The following is a 20,575-nucleotide window of genomic DNA, read 5'->3' as shown; positions in this document are numbered from 1 at the left end:
ACTCAGCGCACCTCGGCCTTGGCCGAACGCGACATCAGATCCTTCAGCGCGGCCTTCGGCGACTTGCCCTCGTGCACGATGCTCACCACCGTCTCGGTGATCGGCATGTCCACCCCGTGCCGCTGCGCCAGATCCAGCACGGACTCACAGGACTTGACGCCCTCCGCCGTCTGCCGGGTGACCGCGATGGTCTCCTCCAGGGTCATCCCGCGGCCGAGGTTGGTGCCGAAGGTGTTGTTCCTCGACAGCGGCGAGGAACACGTCGCCACCAGGTCACCCATGCCCGCCAGCCCGGCGAACGTCGCGGGGTCCGCCCCGAGCACCAGTCCCAGCCGGGTGGTCTCGGCCAGTCCCCGCGTGATCAGTGACCCCTTGGCGTTGTCGCCCAGGCCCATACCGGTGGCGATCCCCACCGCGAGACCGATCACGTTCTTCACCGCGCCGCCGAGCTCGCACCCCACCACATCGGTGTTGGTGTACGGCCTGAAGTACGGGGTGTGGCACGCCGACTGGATCCGCCTGGCCACGCTCTCGTCCTGACAGGCGACGACCGAGGCAGCGGGCTGGCGAGCGGCGATCTCCTTGGCGAGATTGGGGCCGGACAGCACCGCGATGCGCCCCGGGTCGGCCCCCGCGCTCTCCGCGATGACCTCGCTCATCCGCTTCGCCGTGCCCAGCTCGATGCCCTTCATCAGGGAGACGAGCACGGTGTCCGCGGGCAGTTCGCCCGCCCACAGAGCGAGGTTGCCGCGCAGCGTCTGGGAGGGCACGGCGAGGACGGTGAACTCGGCCTCATGGGCGGCCTCCGCCGGGTCGGTGGTGGCCCGCAGGTTCTCCGGGAGCTGTACGCCGGGAAGGTAGTCGGGGTTCGTGCGCTCCGAGTTGACCGCCTCGGCGATCTCACCGCGGCGCCCCCACATCGTCACCTCGCACCCCGCGTCCGCGAGCACCATCGCGAACGCCGTCCCCCAGGAACCGCTGCCGAATACGGCCGCCTTCGTCACGCCTTCTCCTCCTCGGAGGTACTGCTCCGGTCACTGCTGTTCTTGTCGCCGTACGTGTCGCCGTACGAGCCGCTGTTCGCACCGCCGCCGCGGCTGCGGTCGCCGCGCGGCTCACGGCGCCGTCCGGCACCCCGCGCGTCCCCGTTCCCGGACGCCTCTCCGCCGTGCTGCTCGGCCGCCTCGACCCGGTGGACCGACAGACGCTTCGCGGGCGCGGGTTCGCCGCGGACGTCCGCCAGTTGCAGGGTGATCGCCTCCATGATCAGGTCGGTCACCTCGCGCAGAACCTCGGCCGTGGGCTCCACACCGTAGAACGCGGAGAGGTCGACCGGCGGACCGGCCTTGACCTGCAACGTCCTACGGGGAAAGAGATAAATGCGTTTGCTCTTCGCATAGGGCGGCACAACCTCGTGCGCGCCCCACTGCGCGACCGGAATCACCGGAGCCCTGGTCCGGAGCGCGACACGCGCCGCCCCGGTCTTGCCGTCCATCGGCCACAGTTCGGGGTCCCGGGTGAGCGTCCCCTCCGGATAGAACACCACTCCCTGGCCGCGGTCGATGGCCTCCACCGCGGCACGAAAGGCACCTATGGCACTGGAAGTCTCGCGGTACACGGGGATCTGGCCCGTTCTGCGCATCATGCCGCCGACGAAGCCCTTGCCGAAAAGGCTGACCTTGGCCAGGAAGCGAGGCATCCGTCCCGCGTTGTACTGATAGTGGGCGTAGGAGAGCGGGTCGAGATACGAGTTGTGATTCACAGCCGCGATAAAGCCGCCCTCGGCCGGAATATGCTCCATTCCCCGCCAGACACGCTTGAAGAGAAGGTTCATCGGCGGCTTCACCAAAGCCGCGGCAAAGCGGAACCAGAAGCCGATTCTCCGGCGGGACACCCGAACACCATCTCCTCTTGACGTTGCGCTTCAGCTGTCACCGAACGGGCCGAGGACAACCGCACAAGTGTGGCGCTCCGGCCGCACGCTGTCGACCTCACGGTAACGCCGGGCGCCGGACACGGGTAAGAATGGGCGCGATGCTTCGTGACGCACGGGTGGGGGTCGCGACCGGCTGGACTCTGATCGTCCCCCTCAAGCCACTGACCAGGGCGAAGTCCAGACTCTCGACCGCCGCTGACGAGGTGCTGCGCCCCGCGCTCGCCCTCGCGTTCGCGCTCGACACCGTTTCAGCGGCCCTGAAGTGCCCGCAGGTCGGGGCTGTGACAGTGGTCACCGACGACCGGTTGGCGGGTCGTGAACTCGCCGCACTGGGGGCCCAGGTGGTGCCGGACGCACCGGGTCTCGGCCTCAACGCCGCGCTCTCCCACGGCGCGCACGCCGTGCGCTCCCGGACACCGAGGGCGCCGATCGCCACACTCAACGCGGACCTTCCCGCCCTGCGCCCCGCAGAACTCGGTCGGGTTCTGAACGCCGCCGCACTGGCGCCGCGCTCCTTCCTCACCGACGCGGCGGGCACCGGCACCACGCTGCTGTCGGCCGCGACCGGCGAACCTCTCGTACCCGCGTTCGGCGCCAACTCGCGACTCTCGCATCTCGCCACGGGCGCACGGGAACTGGACCTGGCGGATGTGCCGAGCGTGCGTCACGACGTGGACACCGGAGAGGACCTCACCGCCGCCCTGGCACTGGGCGTCGGGCCGTACACACTCAGAACGTCTGGAGCGTCACCACGGTGACGCGCCCCCGCTCGGCTTCGCCGACGGGGCCCTCGCCGCCCTCGAGCTCGATACGCACCCGCTGCCCGGGCCGCAGCAGGAGCAGGCCCCCGGCGTCAAAAGCGGCTGCGTCGAAGGAAACCGGGGTGCCGTCGTCGAGCAGCACACTCCCGGTACGGGTGTGCGCGTCGAAGGTGTACGCGGTGGCCTGCATACGAAGAGCCTAGCCGCAGGCGCGGGCCCGGCAGATACCCCGTCCCACCGGGCGGGCGACAGCCAGGCGAGCGGGCGACGGAGGGCTGACACGGGAGCGGGCCGGCCGACGGTCAGCTCCCGTCCACCCGCTCACGCCCCGTCGGTCGCTGTACCGCGCGGGGTTCAGCGGCGCACCGCAAGTACGAGACAAGCGCGACGCGGACCGGGGCCGGCGCGAACACACCGCGGGCCGGGCCCCCCGGCGGGGAGTCCGGCCCGGCGATGACGAGTTGGCGGTCACCGCTTGCGCGCGGTGACCTTCTTCGCAGTGGTCTTGCGCGCACTGGCCTTGCGGGCCGGTGCTTTCTTGGCCGTGCTCTTCTTGGCCGGAGCCTTCTTCGCGGTGGCCTTCTTGGCAGTCGTCTTCTTGGCCGTCGTCTTCTTGGCCGGAGACTTCTTCGCGGTCGCCTTCTTGGCGGTGGTCTTCTTGGCCGTCGTCTTCTTCGCCGCGGCCTTGCGGGCAGTGGTGGTGGTCTTCTTCGCCGCCGCCTTCTTCGCCGCCTTCTTGGCAGCGGCCTTCTTGGTGGAAGTACCGCCGGACAGGGTGCCCTTGGGTGCCTTCTTCACCGCGACGTCGTTCTTCGGGAGCTTCTTGGTACCGCTGACCAGGTCCTTGAATCCCTGTCCCGCACGGAAGCGCGGCACGGAGGTCTTCTTGACCCGCACCCGCTCTCCGGTCTGCGGGTTCCGGGCGTAGCGGGCAGGGCGGTCGACCTTCTCGAACGAGCCGAAGCCCGTGACCGAGACGCGGTCACCTGAGCACACCGCACGCACGATCGCGTCCAGTACGACATCGACCGCCTCAGCTGCCTGCTGACGGCCGCCCAGCTGGTCTTGGATTGCTTCAACGAGCTGCGCCTTGTTCACGTCTTCCCCTTCGGAGACATTGCCGGAACGAATGTGTTCAAGCTTTTTCGCACGGTAGGCAGATATACACAGCAAATCAAACACGAAACGGGCAGATCACCCTAGTGCCGCAACGAACTGCCAGTTACGCAGAGGGGAAGCGGCCTCTCGCAATCTCCTCGAACTCCTTCATCAGCCGATCAAGTCGCCGAGATGCCGCGGCCAGATCGTGCTTCGACGCGGCAGTGATGACCAGCAGCCTCCGGACAAGCACCTCCCGTTCACTGTCCGGGAGATGCAGCCTGCGCACCTGGCGGTGCGCCTCCTTCAAGCCGGCGGCGACGGCGTCGTACAACTCGAGTTGACTGTCGCCTTCCATGCACCGATTGTGTCATCTAGGGCGAGTTGTCGCCTCAGGAGGGGACCAACCCTGCCTCCGACCGCATAGTCGGAGCGGGAGGACGCCAGCCGATTACGCGCCAACTCACTCTGTTTTCAGACTAGTTCAAGCCAGGGCGCGATTCGTGGAGCGACACGCGACAGCGCCCCCGACCGCGACGGTCGGGGGCGCTGTGGTTCGTGCGGGACGAGACTTCAGTGCAGTTGCACCGACCTCACACGGTCTGTGTTCTCGGCTTGTGCACAGGGCGGTTGGCCTCGTACTCGGCGATGGAATCGGCCTCCCGCAGCGTGAGGCTGATGTCGTCCAAGCCCTCCAGGAGGCGCCAGCGCGCGTTCTCGTCCAGCTCGAAGGCCGCATCGACGCCTGGCGCAAGCACCTTGCGCTCCACCAGATCGACGGTGACCTCCACCGTCGGGTCGGCCTCGGTCAGCTCCCAGAGCCTCTCCACCGTCTCCGGCGGCAGAACCACCGTGAGCAGGCCGTTCTTGAGGGAATTGCCGCGGAAGATGTCGGCGAAGCGCGAGGAGATGACGGCCTTGAAGCCGTAGTTCTGAAGGGCCCACACGGCGTGCTCCCGCGAGGAGCCGGTACCGAAGTCCGAACCGGCCACCAGAACGGTCGCGCCGCTGTGGGCGGGCTGGTTCAGCACGAACTCCGGGTCCTTGCGCCAGGCTTCGAAGAGGCCGTCCTCGAAGCCGTCCCGGGTGACCTTCTTCAGCCAGTGGGCGGGGATGATCTGGTCGGTGTCGACGTTGCTGCGGCGCAGCGGAACGACCCGGCCGGTGTGCGTAGTGAAGGCTTCCATGGCGGTTCAGACTCCCGCGGGCGTGGCGTCGGACAGTGCGGACAGGTCGGACGGAGCGGCGAGGTGCCCGAGCACCGCGGTCGCCGCGGCCACCTGCGGTGAGACCAGATGGGTACGGCCGCCCTTGCCCTGCCTGCCTTCGAAGTTGCGGTTGGAGGTGGAGGCCGAACGCTCACCGGGGGCCAACTGATCGGGGTTCATGCCCAGACACATGGAGCAACCCGCGTGACGCCACTCGGCGCCCGCCGCCGTGAACACCTTGTCCAGCCCCTCGGCCACCGCTTCGAGCGACACCCGCACGGAACCCGGCACCACCAGCATGCGGATGCTGTCCGCGACCCTTCGACCCTGCAACACCTCGGCGGCAGCCCGGAGATCCTCGATACGGCCGTTCGTGCAGGAACCGACGAAGACAGTGTCCACCGCGACCTCCCGCAGAGGCTGCCCGGCGGAGAGGCCCATGTACTCCAGCGCCTTCTCCGCCGCCAGACGCTCACCGGCGTCCTCGAAGGAGGCCGGATCCGGCACGGAGGCGCTGAGCGGCGCGCCCTGGCCGGGGTTGGTGCCCCAGGTGACGAACGGCGCGAGCTCTCCGGCCTCGATGACCACCTCGTGGTCGAAGACCGCGTCGGCGTCGGTGCGCAGCGTCCTCCAGTAATCCACCGCGGCGTCCCAGTCCTCGCCCTGCGGGGCGTGCTCACGACCGCGCAGATAGGCGAAGGTGGTCTCGTCGGGCGCGATCATGCCGGCTCTGGCACCTGCCTCGATCGACATGTTGCAGATCGTCATACGCGCCTCCATCGACAACTTCTCGATGGCCTCGCCGCGGTACTCCAGCACATAGCCCTGGCCGCCGCCGGTGCCGATCCTGGCGATGACCGCCAGGATCAGGTCCTTGGCCGTCACGCCCTCGGGCAGCTCGCCGTTGACGGTGATCGCCATGGTCCGGAACGGCGACATCGGCAGCGTCTGGGTGGCGAGAACATGCTCCACCTGACTGGTGCCGATCCCGAACGCGAGCGCGCCGAAGGCACCGTGCGTAGAGGTGTGACTGTCTCCGCAGACCACCGTGGTGCCCGGCTGGGTCAGTCCCAACTGCGGGCCCACCACGTGGACGACGCCCTGCTCGACATCGCCGAGCGGATGCAGGCGGACACCGAAGTCCGCGCAGTTCTTCCGCAGGGTCTCCAGCTGAACACGGGAGACCGGGTCGGCGATCGGCTTGTCGATGTCCAGCGTCGGAGTGTTGTGGTCCTCGGTGGCCAGCGTGAGATCGGTGCGACGAACCGTCCTGTCGCTCTTCCGCAATCCGTCGAAAGCCTGTGGACTGGTGACCTCGTGCAGGAGGTGGAGGTCGATGTAGAGGAGGTCAGGCTCGCCCTCGGCTCGCCGGACGACGTGGTCGTCCCAGACTTTCTCTGCGAGTGTCCGTCCCATCGTTTTCCCTCCGGCCGGCAGCTCCGCCGACCACATGTAGAGACCTTCGCCCCACCCAACCCCCCTCGTACTCACGCCGGGTGGCGGCCGTCACTCAAGCCTGGCGCTTTCTTCCGGAAATTGAACTTGCGTTTCGTAATGTGAGACGTGAGTATCGACGCATGGACAACTCTAGTGGCGCCTCAAGCGGTGTGGGCGTTCTCGACAAAGCAGCTCTCGTACTGAGCGCTCTGGAGTCCGGTCCGGCAACACTCGCCGGGCTGGTCGGAGCGACTGGACTGGCACGCCCGACCGCACACCGCCTGGCGGTCGCGCTCGAGCACCACCGGCTCGTCGCCCGGGACATGCAGGGGCGGTTCATTCTCGGGCCGCGACTCTCCGAGCTCGCCGCGGCAGCGGGAGAGGACCGCCTGCTCGCCTCCGCCGGCCCCGTGCTCACTCACCTCCGGGACGTCACCGGGGAGAGCGCACAGCTCTACCGGCGCCAGGGCGACATGCGTATCTGCGTCGCCGCGGCGGAGCGGCTGTCCGGCCTTCGGGACACCGTGCCCGTCGGCTCGACACTTCCGATGAAGGCCGGCTCGGCAGCTCAGGTACTGATGGCCTGGGAGGAGCCGGAGCGGCTGCACCGCGGCCTCCAGGGCGCCCGATTCACCGCGACCGCACTCTCGGGCGTACGACGCCGCGGCTGGGCCCAGTCCGTCGGCGAGCGGGAGCCGGGCGTCGCCTCGGTCTCCGCCCCCGTGCGTGGGCCGTCCAATCGCGTCGTCGCCTCGGTGTCCGTCTCCGGACCGGTCGAGCGGCTGACCCGCCACCCGGGCCGCATGCACGCCCAGGCCATCCTTGAGGCCGCCAACCGACTCTCCGAATCCCTCCGCCGAGGCTGACGCACCCGGCTCGACCTCCCAACCCAGCCGCGCCGACGAACGCTGACAGCGTCGTCAGCTCGTCAGCCGGCCGCCCGCTTCCGCGCCGCCTGCATACGCCCGGCCGCCGTCTCGCCACGCCGGCCGACGGGTATCACGCCGAGCGCCTCACCCAGCCCGAAGCGCGGCATGTTCACATACACCGCCTCATGGGCGCCGGCAGGCACCGCATACGTCTCGTGCCAGAAGCCGACCTTTCCTCTCCCCTCCCGCACTCTGCGGTTGAAGGCCGCCCAGGCGGGCCGATGCTCCTTGCCCTGCGCGGAGGCGTAGGCGAACAACTTCTCCTGCGACTCCCAGTACTGCACGAGGTAGAAATCGCGAGGGCCGCCGAGCAGCGCCCGCGAACCGAGCAGACCCGCCTCCGCATCCCCCGCGAGCTCTCTCATCAGCCGAGGCATGGCCCAGAAGACCGGCCACCAACTCCGCACCGCCCAGAAGCTGTTGATCCGCATGCCGATCAGGAACAGCGTGACCTCACCGGCCTCGGACGTCGTCCGGCCCTCCTCGATCGCAACGCTCACAGCAATCTCCCCACCGGGCCCAGGCCCATGACGAATGCATCCACCACGACACTCCTTGGAGAGTGCCGCTATCCATGATTGGATACTTGCACTCACCAAGGCGAAGCGCAAGAGGGCACACGAGGAATCTCGACCCGACCCGGACGTCAGCGCGCGGCGAATGCCGGGTCACTCGGGAGCGCGAGAATCGCGCAAAGACAGGCAAGGAGCGCGGAAGGGCCGAGTGCCCCCGCGCAGGACGAAGGGATCGACAGTGCGGCTGGCAGAGTTGAGCGAGCGCAGCGGCGTTCCCCTCGCGACGATCAAGTACTACCTGCGCGAGGGCCTGCTGCCGCCCGGCGAGCGGGTCAGCGCCACCCAGGCCCGGTACGGCGAGGAGCACCTGCGCAGGCTCGGCCTGGCGCGCGCGCTGATACAGGTGGGCAGAGTCCCCGTCGCCACCGCACGCGAAGTCCTGCGGGCCGTGGACGACGAGTCGCTGGATCTCAGCCGGCGGCTGGGCACCGCGGTGAACTCACTGCCGCCGGTGGTTCGGGAGGAGAAGGCCGAGCCCGTCTCGGCGTCGGCGCAGGACCGCGCGCGCGAGCTGCTGGCCGCACTCGACTGGGAGGACCCGCCGCCGGACGATCCGTCCCGCCTCTCGCTCGTCTCGGCGATCGCCGCCCTGGAGAGCCTCGGCTACCCGTGCGAGGTGGCCCACCTGCTTCCGTACGGCCGCCTGGCGGGCGAGTTGGCGACCAGCGACATGGACCTCATGGCCGAGTTCGAGGGCACGACCAGGCTGGAGGCCGCCGTGGCCCTCACCGTGCTGTACGAGCCGGTACTGCTCAGTCTGCGCCGGCTCGCGCACGCGAGAGAGGCCCACAGTCGCTACCGCGAGCCCGAGGGCGAGTGACACCGCGCGTTACAGAGCAAGGGGCGCCAACGCGCAGGGGGCGAGGCCGCGAGAGAACGGGCGTGCGCCGGTGGGCCGTCGAGCGTCGGCCGGCGCCGACACCGGCAGGATCCGGAGGTCGAGAAACGCCCCAGGCCTCGGAAACGCCGGGAAACAGAGACGGGCCCGGCATCCCTGAGGATGTCGGGCCCGCTCGGTGATCGAGTACCCCCGACCGGATTCGAACCGGCGCTACCGCCTTGAGAGGGCGGCGTGCTAGGCCGCTACACAACGGGGGCTCCATCAAGACTCAATGAAGAGTCCGTACCCCCGACCGGATTCGAACCGGCGCTACCGCCTTGAGAGGGCGGCGTGCTAGGCCGCTACACAACGGGGGCCTTCGATCTTCTGAGCGAAGATCGTGCTGGGCTACCAGGACTCGAACCTAGACTAACTGAACCAGAATCAGTCGTGCTGCCAATTACACCATAGCCCACTGGGAAGCAAGCCCATGTGGGCTTTCTGTCCGAGTGTGCGCCTCCCGGTTCTGGCTTTCGGCCTGTCCCGTTCGGCGACAGGAAGAACATTACCCGATGGTGGACGGTGCTCCAAAACGGGTATCCGCACGCCCCTTCACCGCACCTCGCACACCCTCCCCGCGCCCTTCCACCGCACCCTCAACGCAGCTGCCCACGCGCAGGGTTGACGCCCCCGAAGCCCTGCCGGGACGCATCGGAACGGCCGGCTCCGGCGGGGGCCGTACGGGCTGCGGCAGGTGCGCTCGCAGGCCGCCCCGGAACGACCCGGTCCCGGAGCGCTGCGCAGCAGTTCCGGGCTCCCGAACCCGCCCCCGAAGCCGCCCGGAGAAGCCCGGGGAAGCCCGGCGGGACCGGTGGCCCCGCTGAGCGGCCCGGGCACGGCGCAGGGGCGGCACGACAGAGGGAGGGCGCCGGCACAGCCCCAGGCCGTGCGCGCCCTCCCCCGGTGTGACGTCAGTCCTGCTGCTCCAGCCGTGCCAGGGCGGCATCGATCCGCGCCAGCGAGGACTCCCGGCCGAGCACTTCGAGAGATTCGAAGAGCGGCAGGCCCACCGTGCGACCGGTGACGGCGACCCGAACCGGCGCCTGGGCCTTGCCCAGCTTCATGCCGTGCTGCTCTCCGGCCGCCAGCACCGCGTTCTTCAACGACTCGGCGTCCCAGGCGGCTTCGGCGAGACCGCTGCGGGCGGTGCGCAGCAGGTCCGCGGCTCCCGGCTTCATCGCCTTCTTCCAGGACGCCTCGTCCGACACCGGCTCGTCGAGGAAGAGGAAGTCGACGTTCTGGGTGATGTCCGAAAGCACCGTGAGGCGAGTCTGCGCGAGCGGGGCGAGCTCGACGAACGCCGCCTCGTCGAAGGACTCCGGCTTCCACGGGGCGTGCGGAGCGCGCAGCCAGGGTCGGCACGCCTCGACGAAGTCCTCAACGGACAGCTCGCGCAGGTGCGTTGCGTTGATCGCCTCGCACTTCTTGAGGTCGAACCGGGCCGGGTTCGCGTTCACCGCGGTGATCTCGAAGGCCGAGACCATCTCGTCCATGGTGAAGATGTCCCGGTCCTCGGCGAGCGACCAGCCCAGCAGCGAGAGGTAGTTGAGCAGACCGGCCGGCAGGAAGCCCCGCTCCCGGTAGAGGTTGAGCGAGGCCTGCGGGTCGCGCTTCGAGAGCTTCTTGTTGCCCTCCCCCATCACATAGGGAAGGTGCCCGAAGAGCGGGGTGCTGCCGTTGCCGACGCCCAGCTCGGCGAGCGCGCGGTAGAGCGCGATCTGCCGGGGGGTGGAGGAGAGCAGATCCTCGCCGCGCAGGACGTGGGTGATCTCCATCAGCGCGTCGTCGACCGGGTTGACCAGCGTGTACAGCGGAGCGCCGTTGGCTCGCACGATCCCGAAGTCCGGGACGTTCTCCGGGCTGAAGGTCAGCTCGCCGCGCACCAGGTCGTCGAAGGTGATCGGCTCGTCCGGCATCCGGAAGCGGACGATCGCAGCGCGTCCCTCGGCCTCGTAGGCGGCTCGCTGCTCGGCGCCGAGGTCGCGGCACTTGCCGTCGTACCCGGAGGGCTTGCCGGCGGCACGGGCGGCCTCCCGCCGGGCCTCCAGCTCCTCCGCGGTGCAGTAGCAGCGGTAGGCGTGGCCGGCTTCCTGGAGGCGCTCGGCCACGTCCCGGTAGAGGTCCATGCGCTCGGACTGCCGGTAGGGGGCGTGCGGGCCTCCGACCTCGGGGCCCTCGTCCCAGTCGAGGCCGAGCCAGCGCAGCGAGTCCAGCAGCTGCTCGTAGGACTCCTCGGAGTCGCGCGAGGCGTCCGTGTCCTCGATGCGGAAGACCAGGGTGCCGCCGTGGTGCCGGGCGAACGCCCAGTTGAACAGGGCGGTGCGGATCAGCCCGACGTGCGGGTTGCCGGTCGGGGAGGGACAGAATCGCACGCGTACCGCGGATGCCGAATTCCGGTCCGTGGACGGTGAGTTGGGTGCGCTAGCCACGCTTGACAACCTTGTTGGTGAGAGTGCCGATTCCTTCAATGGTGACGGCGACCTCGTCACCCACATTCACCGGTCCGACGCCCGCCGGGGTGCCGGTGAGGACGACGTCGCCGGGCAGCAGCGTCATCGCCTCGGTGATGTGCACGATCAGGTCCTCCACGGACCGGATCATCTCGCTGGTGCGCCCGAGCTGCCGCTGCTCGCCGTTGACGGTGCACATCACGGCCAGATCGCTCGGGTCCACCTCCGTCTCGATCCAGGGGCCGAGAGGGCAGGACCCGTCGAAGCCCTTGGCGCGTGCCCACTGCGCCTCGCTGCGCTGGATGTCGCGTGCGGTGAGGTCGTTGGCGCAGGTGTAGCCGAGGACCACCTCGTGGACGCGCTCCCTCGGCACCTGGCTGCACATCCGGCCGATCACCACGGCCAGCTCGGCCTCGTGGTGCACCTCCGAGGAGAAGGCGGGGTAACCGACCGGGTCGCCCGGGCCCGCGACCGAGGTGGAGGGCTTGAAGAACGCCACCGGAGTGTCGGGCACCTCTTGGCCCAACTCCCGTGCGTGCTCGGCGTAGTTGCGCCCGATGGCCACCACCTTGCTCGGCAGCGTCGGGGAGAGCAGCCGCACCTTGTCCAGTGGGATCTTCTGGCCCGAGCGTTCGAACTCGGCGAAGGGATGGCCCTTGATGATGTCGAGGACGGGGCCGCCCTCGGTGTTGGCATCTCCCTCCAGGACGCCGAAACCGACGGTTCCGTCCAGGGAGAATCTGGCGATGCGCACGGCTTGCCTGCCCCTAACTGAGGTGCTGCACACAGCACTGACCGCTGAAAACTGACACTCCAGCGTATCGGGCCCGCAGGGCACCGGGACTCAAGTGTTCCGGCACCCTGCGGGCCCAAGGGTTCTGCGGCCGGCCTGCGAGGCCGGGGGCGTCAGCGCAGCCGCGCCATCAGCGCGTGCTCGACGAGCGTGATCAGACCGCTCTTGGCGTCCGCGCGGTGGCGGGCGTCAGTGGTGATGATCGGGGTGTCGGGGCCGATCTGCAGGGCCTCGCGGACCTCGTCCGGGCTGTAGGGCTGGTGGCCGTCGAACCCGTTGAGAGCGATCACGAACGGCAGGCCGCTGTTCTCGAAGTAGTCCACCGCCGGGAAACAGTCCGCCAACCGACGCGTGTCCACCAGCACCACCGCACCGATCGCACCACGAACCAGGTCGTCCCACATGAACCAGAAACGATCCTGACCCGGCGTACCGAACAGATACAGAATCAGGTCCTGGTCGAGGGTGATGCGACCGAAGTCCATCGCCACCGTCGTCGTGGTCTTGTCCCCGGTGTGGGTCAGATCGTCGATGCCCGCCGACGCCGACGTCATCACCGCCTCGGTACGCAACGGATTGATCTCCGACACGGCGCCCACGAAGGTCGTCTTGCCCACGCCGAACCCACCCGCCACCACGATCTTCGCGGAGGTGGTGGAGCGGGCCGCACCGCTAGAGCTTCCGAAGTCCACTGAGCACCCTTTCGAGCAGTGTCACGTCTGGCTGTCCACCGGCGGACTCGTCGCCGCCGGGCTGATGGATGGCGACTAGCCCGGCCTCGGCGAGGTCGGCGACGAGGATCCGGGCTACGCCGAGGGGAATGGAGAGGAGTGCAGAGATCTCGGCGACCGATTTGATCTCGTAGCACAGTCGGCAGATGCGCTGGTGCTCAGGGAGCTGGCCCTGGAGCTGCATCGCGTCCGCCGTGGTGTGCACCAGCGCCTCGATGGCGAGCTGGTAGCGCGGCCGGGTGCGGCCACCGGTCATCGCGTACGGGCGCACCAGCGGCGACTGCCCGCCACTGCTGCTGCCGCCGCTCTGCGCCGGTCGACCGCCCTGGCCGTTCTGGTTGTTCTGGCCGAACCGGCCGTCCTGGCCCGTGGGCCCGGCGGAACCGCCCTGGTACGACTGCCGGCCCCGCGGCGGCTCCTGTCGCTGCCTGGGCGGCGGTGTGGCCTGCTGCTGGTGGCTCGGCGTCGAGGGGAAGTTGAAGCGCTGGTACTGCGGGTCACTCTGCGGCTGCTGTGCGCTGCCGAACGGACCGCCTGGGGGCGTTGTCACGTCTCCTCCTCCGACTGCCGATGTACGGGAGCGTCCCCCGTGAGGCACTCCCAAGTGCCGTTCGCGTGACCGCACTTTAAGGTGCGAGGACGCAAGAAGCACTGGGTTGGTTGCTAGTTGAGAAGGCTTCCTTGCAGTTCCGAGCGGAGTTCCGGGGTCAGGACAGTGCCCGCCCGATCCACCAACAGCGCCATCTCGTAACCGACAAGACCGATATCAGCCTCCGGATGAGCGAGAACAGCCAACGACGAACCATCCGAAACCGCCATGATGAAGAGGAAACCACGCTCCATCTCCACCACGGTCTGATTCACCGCCCCACCCTCGAAAATCCGCGAAGCCCCCTGCGTCAACGACGTCAGACCCGAAGCAACCGCCGCCAACTGATCGGCACGATCCCTCGGAAAACCCTCCGACATCGCCAGAAGAAGACCGTCGGCGGAAACCACCACCGTGTGCGACACCCCAGGGGTGTTCTCCACAAAGTTGGTGATCAACCAGTTCAGGTTCTGCGCCGCCTGGCTCATCGGGCTCACACTAACGCTCCTGATCGTAGGTGCTGCCGGCGCTGGATCCCGGCTGGTCGGTCTGGCTTGCTCCCTGGCTGCCGGCCCGTCCCTGACGGACACCGCGGTGCAGGTTGCTGAGCCTGCCCCGGACGTCCTCGGGGGAACGGGACACCTGGGGGCCTCCCTGTAGGGTCTGCTCCGCGGTGCCCTCGACCAGATTGGCTCTGGGCACCCGGCGCGGCAGACCCGAGATGGTGACGCCCCCGGCCTTGGGGTGACGGACGCTCTCCGCCCGCTCCCAACGCTCGTCGTTCGTCGAGCGCCATTCGCCTTCGTCGGAACCGGACTCCCGCGGTGGCTCCGGGGCCGACTCCGGCTGGACCTGCGGTGCCTCGGACTCCTCGAGGGACTCTTCGCTCCTCTCCCGACGCGGAAGACCCGCGCTCGTCAAAGAGGGTGAAGTGTCCGACGAAGATCCCGGACGATCAAAGCCTACGCGCTCCTGACCGCCAGCGGGAGCGCCGGGGCCAGGTTCGCCCGCGGACCCGTCGGCGGCACCTGCTCCGCCAGACTGTACCCCGCCTTCGGGGACTCCTTGCGCAGCCCAACTTCCCGCACTCCAGGGGGCGTTGGGATCTTCGCCCTGCCTCGTCGAACCGCCGAGGAGCCCGGATCCGGCACGGAAGGCGGGGCTGCCCTGACCGAAGGCGTCGAAGGACTCTCCGGCGACCGGCCCGCCCGGGCCCTGACCCAGAGTCCGGCCGGGAACCCGGGTGTGGAGCCCGCGGGAGGTCAGCGGATCGGCGCCGTACTGCCGCTCCTCCGGCGCCTGGCCGCCGCCCTGGCCCTGATCGGTCCCCGGACCCTGCCGAGGGCCCTGCGAGCCGCCCAGTTCGCCGCTTGCGGCGCCGTGCTGCTGCTCGTCACCGAAAGGCTGCGGAGGGAGCCCGCCGCCGTGCTGCTGGCGCTCGTCGTACCCCTGGCCCTGCGGGTACCCCTGGTCGGGCGCGTACGCCTGCTCCTGGCCGTACGAGCCGCCCGGTGCGTGGCCGTCGCCCTGCTCGCCCTGCGCGTACCCGCCGGGGTACGGCTGCTCCGGCGCGTACGGGTCGCCCTGCGGTCCGGCGTCGTACGTCTCGCCGCCGCCGAAGGCGCCCTGCTGCCCGAAGCCCGCGAACGTCTCGCCGGGGCCGTGGCCGTCGCTCCCGGCCGGGGGCGAGCCCCGGCGCTGGGGCGGCGCGAACGCGTCGTAGTGGTCCGGGTCGTCCTCGAGGCCGTCGACGTAGCCGCCGGAGTCCGGGCTCTCGCCGCCGTGACCGTCCGCCCCGAAGAGGTCTCCCGAGCCGGGGCCCAGGGCGGCCCTGCCGCCGGACCCGAAGGGCCCTCCCGCCTCCAGCGAGGAGGCGCCGCCCGGCACCCGGCCCCCGGGATCGTGCGGACCGGCGATCTGCTCGGGCGAACCTGCCGGTGCCGCCTGCTCGGGAACGATGCGGGAGACGCTGAAGTTCTCCTCCACATAACCCTGGCCACCACCACCGTGGGTGATCGCCTCGGGCAGCATGACCAGCGAGGTGGTGCCCGCCTGCTCGCCGGAGGGACGCAGCTGGACGCGGATGCTGTGGCGGTCGGCGAGCCGGCCGACCACGTAGAGGCCCATGCGCTGCGAGATCGCCGCGTCCACCTTGGGCGGATCGGCCAGCTTGTGGTTGATGTCGGCGAAGTCCTTGGCGGTGAGACCGATGCCCTTGTCGTGGATCTCGATCATCACGCGGCCGTCGGGAAGCCTCGTCGCCGTGACCTTGACCTTCGTCTGCGGCGAGGAGAAGGAGGTGGCGTTCTCCAGCAGCTCGGCGAGCAGGTGCACGAGGTCGGTGACGACCTGACCGTGGATGTCGCTCTCCGGGACACCGGTGATCTCGATGCGCTCGTACGCCTCCACCTCCGAGGAGGCGGCGCGCATGACGTCCACCAGTGGCACCGGCTGGTTCCAGCGGCGCACCGAGTCCTCGCCGGCGAGGACCAGCAGGTTCTCGCCGTTGCGGCGCATACGGGTCGCCAGATGGTCCAGCTTGAAGAGGTTCTCCAACTGGTCCGGATCGGCCTCGTTGTTCTCCAGGTCGGTGATCAGGCCGAGCTGGCGCTCGATCAGGCCCTGGTTGCGGCTGGAGAGGTTGGTGAAGATGGCGTTGACGTTCCCGCGCAGCAGAGCCTGCTCGGCGGCCAGCCGGACGGCCTCCCGGTGGACCTGGTCGAAGGCGCGGGCGACCTCGCCGATCTCGTCCCGGCTGTCGATCGGGATCCGCCGCACCTCGGTGTCGACCTTGCCCGGGTCGGTGCGCGAGAGCTGCTGGACCAGCGAGGGCAGCCGCTGCTCGGCGACGTCGAAGGCGGCGTTGCGCAGCCGGTTCATGTTGCGGCTCATCGCACGGGCCATGAAACCGGCGAGCAGGAAGGCGATCAGCAGTGCGGCGAGCACGATGGCCGCGTTGATGATCGCCTCGCGCTTGGCGTCGGCGGCGATGTCGCCGGCCTCGCTGACCGCCCGGTCGGCGAGATCGCGCTCGACGGTGCGGTACACGTCGAACTTGGCGGTGGCCGCCTTGTACCAGACCTCGGAGGTGACGCCGTCCTTGGCGAGGGCGGAGGGCGAGGCGCCGGTGGCGATGAGGTCGGTCATGGCCTGCATGTCGGGCGGCGCCACGAAGTCCTCGTCCGCCTCCTCGGCCTTCGCCGCCTCCTCCTCGGCCTTCTTCTGCAGCCCTTCGAGGTCGGCGCGCAGGCGGGCGTTGTCCTCCTCGGTGCCGGCGGCGAACGCCTCGGTGAGCGCGATGTTCTCCAGGTACGCGTACGAGCCGAAGGCGGTGACCTGCTCCTTCTTCGCCTCCTCACCCGGCCCCGGCTTCACCAGCAGATGGGTGCCGATGGAGCGGGTGAGCGACTCCGCGGCCTTGGCGAGGGAGACGGCGTAGACGGTGCGTCCGTAGGAGGTGATGTTGCCGGAGTCGAGGCTGAGCTCGTTGGCGAGGTTCATCAGCGGGTGCTGCACCTCGACGTAGCCCAGCTGCGTCTTCACACCGGCCAGCGCCTTGGTGTAGGCGCCCTGGCGGAGCTTGTCGAGCTTGGGCTCCGCCTCGGCCACGCCGTCGAGCCGGTGCTGCAGACTCGCGGTCTTCGGCGCCCGGTCGGCGGCGGCGTGGAAGGTGTCGGCGGCCTCGTCGGTGGCCTTGCGCGACTCCACGACCTCGGCGGCGTCCTCCTCGCCCTTGAGCAGCGGGGCGACGGTGCGGTCGCGCTCGTCGAGGAGAGCGTGGCCGTACGCGGTGGCGGCGTGCACGAGCTCGGCCGTCTTCTCCGCGTCCTCGGCCGCGTTCAGAGTCTGGACGGAGTTTCGGACAGTCAGCCCGCCGAAGATCAGCGCCACCAGGACGGGGATCAGCAGAATCGCGTTGAGCCTGGTCGCCACCCGCCAGTTGCGCAGCGCGAAGCGGCTGCCGCTGCCCTCCTCCTGCGCACCCGGAGACTCGGCCTCCGCTGCCGAACCGCGCGGCGGCGTGAAGTTCCCCCGCGACTCCGGCGACGGGGATGCCGTCTTGCTTCGCCTCACTCGACCAAACCCTCTCGGCGTCGGCACCGACTGCTTGTGGTGCCTTAACTACTGCTGAGTTCAGCGAATTCCAGCACGACCGACGGGCGCATTCCAAGCACTTGAAAGTGAGATGACCAGCACGTATCGGAGCGACTTAAATGGACATATCCCTTAATCCCCACTAAAACCATCGGAGTTGAGTGCAGATCGCAATGATCCGTGGACTCTTCGTGTTCGAGGGAGGTCCTATCTCTGTCGAACCGTTATCAACTCGCAGGGCAGGGTGCATCAATCTGATGAACCCTGTCCCGCGCTCCCCGCTCTGTCGGTCCCCCGGCGCGTTCGCCGGGCCCGTTTGCTCCTGCTCGCCGTCTCCCCGCTCCGTTGCCCGACGCCCGCGACCCGGCCGCCGCTGTCCCCCACCGGGCGTTCGCGGCCGGCCGCCGGGCGGGTGCTTCGGGCAGGGATGTGCGGACGGACGGCTGCGGTCGGGCAGCCGCCGGGCACCGGTCGACGGCCCGCCCGCCCCTCGGACGGGCCGGACCGCGAGGCCGCGGGGTCAGCGCAGCCGGGCCAGCAGCGCGTGCTCCACCAGCTGGATCAGCGCGGTCTTGGCGTCCGCACGGTGGCGGGCGTCGGTGACGATGATCGGAGCGTCCGGGCCGATCTGCAGGGCCTCGCGGACCTCGTCCGGGGTATAGGGCTGGTGGCCGTCGAACCCGTTGAGAGCGATCACGAACGGCAGGCCGCTGTTCTCGAAGTAGTCCACCGCCGGGAAACAGTCCGCCAACCGACGCGTGTCCACCAGCACCACCGCACCGATCGCACCACGAACCAGGTCGTCCCACATGAACCAGAAACGATCCTGACCCGGCGTACCGAACAGATACAGAATCAGGTCCTGGTCGAGGGTGATGCGACCGAAGTCCATCGCCACCGTCGTCGTGGTCTTGTCCCCGGTGTGGGTCAGATCGTCGATGCCCGCCGACGCCGACGTCATCACCGCCTCGGTACGCAACGGATTGATCTCCGACACGGCGCCCACGAAGGTCGTCTTGCCCACGCCGAACCCACCCGCCACCACGATCTTCGCGGAGGTGGTGGAGCGGGCCGCACCGCTAGAGCTTCCGAAGTCCACTGAGCACCCTTTCAAGCAGAGTCACGTCCGGTGCGCCGCCCGGCTCGCTGCCGCCGCCCGGCTGGTGGATGGCCACCATCCCGGCCTCGGCGAGGTCGGCGACAAGGATCCGGGCTACGCCCAGAGGTATGGCCAGCAGCGCGGACACCTCGGCGACCGACTTCACCTCGTTGCACAGATGGCAGATGCGCTGGTGCTCGGGCAGAAGGCCGGGCAGCTGGGTCGGGTCGGCGCTGGTACTGACGAGCGCCTCGATCGCGAGCTGATAGCGCGGCCGGGTGCGGCCGCCCGTCATCGCGTACGGGCGCACCAGCGGCTGGTCGCCCTCGCCTTCGTACGGCGCGCTGTGATCAGCGGCTCCGTACGATCCGGGCGAGGGGGGCGGGGTGGTCATGGCTCCTCCGGCGAAGCAGAAGGTCGACGAGACGGACGGGACGTGCTCGAGCTCAAGTACGGGGAGCTTGCGGTCAGTTGAGAAGGCTTCCTTGCAGTTCCGAGCGGAGTTCCGGGGTCAGAACAGTGCCCGCCCGATCCACCAACAGCGCCATCTCGTAACCGACAAGACCGATATCAGCCTCCGGATGAGCGAGAACAGCCAACGACGAACCATCCGAAACCGCCATGATGAAGAGGAAACCACGCTCCATCTCCACCACGGTCTGATTCACCGCCCCACCCTCGAAAATCCGCGAAGCCCCCTGCGTCAACGACGTCAGACCCGAAGCAACCGCCGCCAACTGATCGGCACGATCCCTCGGAAAACCCTCCGACATCGCCAGAAGAAGACCGTCGGCGGAAACCACCACCGTGTGCGACACCCCAGGGGTGTTCTCCACAAAGTTGGTGATCAACCAGTTCAGATTCTGCGCCGCCTGGCTCATCGGACTCAACTAACGCTCCTGCTGGTAGGTGGGGCGGTTGCCCCGGTCGTTGCTGCCGGGGGCCCCGCCGGCCTGACGGCCCTGCGCGATCCCCCGACGGAGGTTGGTGAGGCGACCGCGCACCGCGTCGGGCGCCCGGGAGACCTGCGGCCCCGACACCTGTGCGGGCTGCTGCTGCGCGGTCCCCTCGACCAGGTTTGCCCTGGGCACCCGGCGAGGCAGACCCGAGGTCGTGACACCGCCGGCGGCGGGCGTGCGCAGCCGTTCGGCTCTGCGCCACAGCTCGTCGTTGGCCGAGCCGTTGCCGACGGAGACCTGGGGCTGCTGCCCGGTCTCCCCCGGCCCCGCCTGCCGCTGTGGTGCGATCGGTGAGGCCGCTCCGGACGGGCGCACCTGCTGCGGGGCCGGCTCCGCCTGCGCGGGCTCGACCGACTGCGGGTCGCGGCTGAACCAGTTCGTCTCCATCTGCTCGAAGATGGGCGTACGGGTCTGCGCGGTGGCGTTCGCCGGGATCGGGATGTCCAGCTCGGTGGTGTCGTCGTGCACCGGCTGGGGCGCGTACCCCTGGGGGGCAAGCGGGTCCTGGCGCGCGTAGGGGTCGGGCTGCGCCTGCTCGGGCGGAGCACCGCCGTTGGCGCCGGGCCGGTCGAAGCCACCGGCGAACACCGACTCCTCGTGGCCGCGCGGCCGGTCCTGCTCGGCTCGTACCCGGTGCTGCTCGGCGGTGTCCTCACCGCTGGCCCAGCTCGGGCGCTGGGCGCCACCGGCGGCTTCGTCGGACTGCTGCGGCTGCGCAGCACGGGCGTTCTGGGTGCGCTGGGGCAGCTGCGGGCGGCCCTGCGAGGGCGCGGGCAGTCCGGGCCGCTCACCGGCTCCGGACTGCGGAGCGGACTCCGCGTTCCGCGCGGTCTCCTGCCGCTGCGCCTCGTTCGCCCCGCCGCGCTGCGGCAGCCTGGCCGGCAGCTCGCCGGCCGGTCCGCCACGGGCGGGCAGCCGCGGCCGGTCCTCGCCCTGGTCGGCCCTGGGCATCGCGGGCGCGGGGCCCGGAGCGGCGGGGGACGGCGTGGCGGGTGCCGGAGTGTTGCCGGTCGGACGACCGCCGAACAGCGGTGC

At 69.5% G+C, this 20,575-nt stretch carries 20 protein-coding genes, 3 tRNA genes and 1 pseudogene; 3 read left to right on the top strand and 21 right to left on the bottom strand.

Annotated features, from left to right (window positions below; translation table 11 throughout):
* Nucleotides 1-2: 2 nt before the first annotated feature.
* Both MTQ01_RS22815 and MTQ01_RS22810 read right to left on the bottom strand, forming a co-directional pair.
* Nucleotides 3-1,004 (bottom strand): NAD(P)H-dependent glycerol-3-phosphate dehydrogenase, encoded by a 1,002-nt coding sequence (locus tag MTQ01_RS22815; protein ID WP_308294433.1) that lies wholly within the window; start codon nucleotides 1,002-1,004, stop codon nucleotides 3-5.
* Nucleotides 1,001-1,894: a lysophospholipid acyltransferase family protein gene (locus MTQ01_RS22810; RefSeq protein ID WP_247492726.1), complete on the bottom strand. Its 894-nt coding sequence runs from the start codon at nucleotides 1,892-1,894 to the stop codon at nucleotides 1,001-1,003. The genes MTQ01_RS22815 and MTQ01_RS22810 overlap by 4 nt, the downstream gene beginning before the upstream one ends.
* Before the next feature lie 140 nt (nucleotides 1,895-2,034).
* Here MTQ01_RS22810 and cofC point away from each other — a divergent pair, with 140 nt between their 5' ends.
* Nucleotides 2,035-2,694, top strand: a complete 660-nt coding sequence (gene cofC / locus MTQ01_RS22805; RefSeq protein WP_247492725.1) for a 2-phospho-L-lactate guanylyltransferase — start codon at nucleotides 2,035-2,037, stop codon at nucleotides 2,692-2,694.
* Here cofC and MTQ01_RS22800 read toward each other — a convergent pair.
* The 5 genes from MTQ01_RS22800 to leuC all read right to left on the bottom strand — a co-directional run bounded on the left by MTQ01_RS22800 (nucleotide 2,666) and on the right by leuC (nucleotide 6,419).
* Nucleotides 2,666-2,887: a hypothetical protein gene (locus tag MTQ01_RS22800; RefSeq protein WP_247492724.1), complete on the bottom strand. Its 222-nt coding sequence runs from the start codon at nucleotides 2,885-2,887 to the stop codon at nucleotides 2,666-2,668. The genes cofC and MTQ01_RS22800 overlap by 29 nt on opposite strands.
* A 278-nt stretch (nucleotides 2,888-3,165) precedes the next feature.
* A complete protein-coding gene (locus tag MTQ01_RS22795) occupies nucleotides 3,166-3,795 on the bottom strand; it encodes an HU family DNA-binding protein (RefSeq protein ID WP_247492723.1) in 630 nt (209 codons plus the stop codon).
* A 124-nt stretch (nucleotides 3,796-3,919) separates the two neighbouring features.
* Complete coding sequence (locus tag MTQ01_RS22790; protein ID WP_247492722.1) at nucleotides 3,920-4,153, bottom strand: hypothetical protein; 234 nt, start codon at nucleotides 4,151-4,153, stop codon at nucleotides 3,920-3,922.
* Between the two features lie 235 nt (nucleotides 4,154-4,388).
* Nucleotides 4,389-4,982 (bottom strand): 3-isopropylmalate dehydratase small subunit, encoded by a 594-nt coding sequence (gene leuD / locus MTQ01_RS22785; protein WP_211040133.1) that lies wholly within the window; start codon nucleotides 4,980-4,982, stop codon nucleotides 4,389-4,391.
* Between the two features lie 6 nt (nucleotides 4,983-4,988).
* Nucleotides 4,989-6,419 carry a 3-isopropylmalate dehydratase large subunit gene (gene leuC / locus MTQ01_RS22780; RefSeq protein ID WP_247492721.1) on the bottom strand — a complete coding sequence of 477 codons (1,431 nt, stop codon included), beginning with the start codon at nucleotides 6,417-6,419 and terminating at the stop codon, nucleotides 4,989-4,991.
* Nucleotides 6,420-6,580: 161 nt separating this feature from the next.
* On the opposite strand from leuC, the gene MTQ01_RS22775 reads away from it, so the two are divergent.
* Complete coding sequence (locus MTQ01_RS22775) at nucleotides 6,581-7,306, top strand: IclR family transcriptional regulator (RefSeq protein WP_211040135.1); 726 nt, start codon at nucleotides 6,581-6,583, stop codon at nucleotides 7,304-7,306.
* A 62-nt stretch (nucleotides 7,307-7,368) separates the two neighbouring features.
* On the opposite strand, the gene MTQ01_RS22770 is transcribed toward MTQ01_RS22775, so the two are convergent.
* Nucleotides 7,369-7,869: a DUF4188 domain-containing protein gene (locus MTQ01_RS22770; RefSeq protein WP_308294432.1), complete on the bottom strand. Its 501-nt coding sequence runs from the start codon at nucleotides 7,867-7,869 to the stop codon at nucleotides 7,369-7,371.
* Between the two features lie 253 nt (nucleotides 7,870-8,122).
* On the opposite strand from MTQ01_RS22770, the gene MTQ01_RS22765 reads away from it, so the two are divergent.
* Nucleotides 8,123-8,764, top strand: coding sequence for a MerR family transcriptional regulator (locus tag MTQ01_RS22765; protein ID WP_247492720.1), 642 nt, complete (start codon nucleotides 8,123-8,125; stop codon nucleotides 8,762-8,764).
* Between the two features lie 205 nt (nucleotides 8,765-8,969).
* Here MTQ01_RS22765 and MTQ01_RS22760 read toward each other — a convergent pair.
* From MTQ01_RS22760 to MTQ01_RS22700, 13 genes and pseudogenes are all read right to left on the bottom strand, one after another.
* Nucleotides 8,970-9,042 (bottom strand) — tRNA-Glu (locus tag MTQ01_RS22760).
* A gap of 26 nt (nucleotides 9,043-9,068) precedes the next feature.
* Nucleotides 9,069-9,141: transfer RNA gene (locus MTQ01_RS22755), tRNA-Glu, on the bottom strand.
* Between the two features lie 26 nt (nucleotides 9,142-9,167).
* Nucleotides 9,168-9,239 (bottom strand) — tRNA-Gln (locus tag MTQ01_RS22750).
* Nucleotides 9,240-9,735: 496 nt separating this feature from the next.
* Nucleotides 9,736-11,319, bottom strand: coding sequence for a glutamate--tRNA ligase (gene gltX / locus MTQ01_RS22745; RefSeq protein ID WP_374207842.1), 1,584 nt, complete (start codon nucleotides 11,317-11,319; stop codon nucleotides 9,736-9,738).
* Nucleotides 11,246-12,028 carry a fumarylacetoacetate hydrolase family protein gene (locus MTQ01_RS22740; protein WP_247492717.1) on the bottom strand — a complete coding sequence of 261 codons (783 nt, stop codon included), beginning with the start codon at nucleotides 12,026-12,028 and terminating at the stop codon, nucleotides 11,246-11,248. The genes gltX and MTQ01_RS22740 overlap by 74 nt, the downstream gene beginning before the upstream one ends.
* A gap of 152 nt (nucleotides 12,029-12,180) precedes the next feature.
* Complete coding sequence (locus MTQ01_RS22735) at nucleotides 12,181-12,759, bottom strand: ATP/GTP-binding protein (protein WP_211039616.1); 579 nt, start codon at nucleotides 12,757-12,759, stop codon at nucleotides 12,181-12,183.
* Complete coding sequence (locus MTQ01_RS22730) at nucleotides 12,740-13,348, bottom strand: DUF742 domain-containing protein (RefSeq protein ID WP_247492716.1); 609 nt, start codon at nucleotides 13,346-13,348, stop codon at nucleotides 12,740-12,742. The genes MTQ01_RS22735 and MTQ01_RS22730 overlap by 20 nt, the downstream gene beginning before the upstream one ends.
* Nucleotides 13,349-13,461: 113 nt before the next feature.
* On the bottom strand, nucleotides 13,462-13,875 hold the full coding sequence (locus MTQ01_RS22725; protein WP_211039614.1) for a roadblock/LC7 domain-containing protein: 414 nt from the start codon (nucleotides 13,873-13,875) through the stop codon (nucleotides 13,462-13,464).
* Between the two features lie 10 nt (nucleotides 13,876-13,885).
* Nucleotides 13,886-17,461, bottom strand: a complete 3,576-nt coding sequence (locus MTQ01_RS22720) for a nitrate- and nitrite sensing domain-containing protein (protein WP_247492715.1) — start codon at nucleotides 17,459-17,461, stop codon at nucleotides 13,886-13,888.
* Between the two features lie 541 nt (nucleotides 17,462-18,002).
* Nucleotides 18,003-18,581 carry an ATP/GTP-binding protein gene (locus MTQ01_RS22715; protein ID WP_247492714.1) on the bottom strand — a complete coding sequence of 193 codons (579 nt, stop codon included), beginning with the start codon at nucleotides 18,579-18,581 and terminating at the stop codon, nucleotides 18,003-18,005.
* Nucleotides 18,562-18,975 (bottom strand): DUF742 domain-containing protein, encoded by a 414-nt coding sequence (locus MTQ01_RS22710; RefSeq protein ID WP_211039612.1) that lies wholly within the window; start codon nucleotides 18,973-18,975, stop codon nucleotides 18,562-18,564. The genes MTQ01_RS22715 and MTQ01_RS22710 overlap by 20 nt, the downstream gene beginning before the upstream one ends.
* A 73-nt stretch (nucleotides 18,976-19,048) precedes the next feature.
* The gene (locus MTQ01_RS22705) at nucleotides 19,049-19,462 is read right to left on the bottom strand and encodes a roadblock/LC7 domain-containing protein (RefSeq protein WP_211039614.1); all 414 of its coding nucleotides are present in this window, start codon (nucleotides 19,460-19,462) and stop codon (nucleotides 19,049-19,051) included.
* Nucleotides 19,463-19,471: 9 nt separating this feature from the next.
* A pseudogene (locus MTQ01_RS22700) lies at nucleotides 19,472-20,575 on the bottom strand (histidine kinase); the annotation flags it as partial.

It is taken from the genome of Streptomyces sp. XM4193, from assembly GCF_023072595.1.
GTDB lineage: Bacteria > Actinomycetota > Actinomycetes > Streptomycetales > Streptomycetaceae > Streptomyces.
This window is presented reverse-complemented; position numbering and strand designations above follow the sequence as displayed.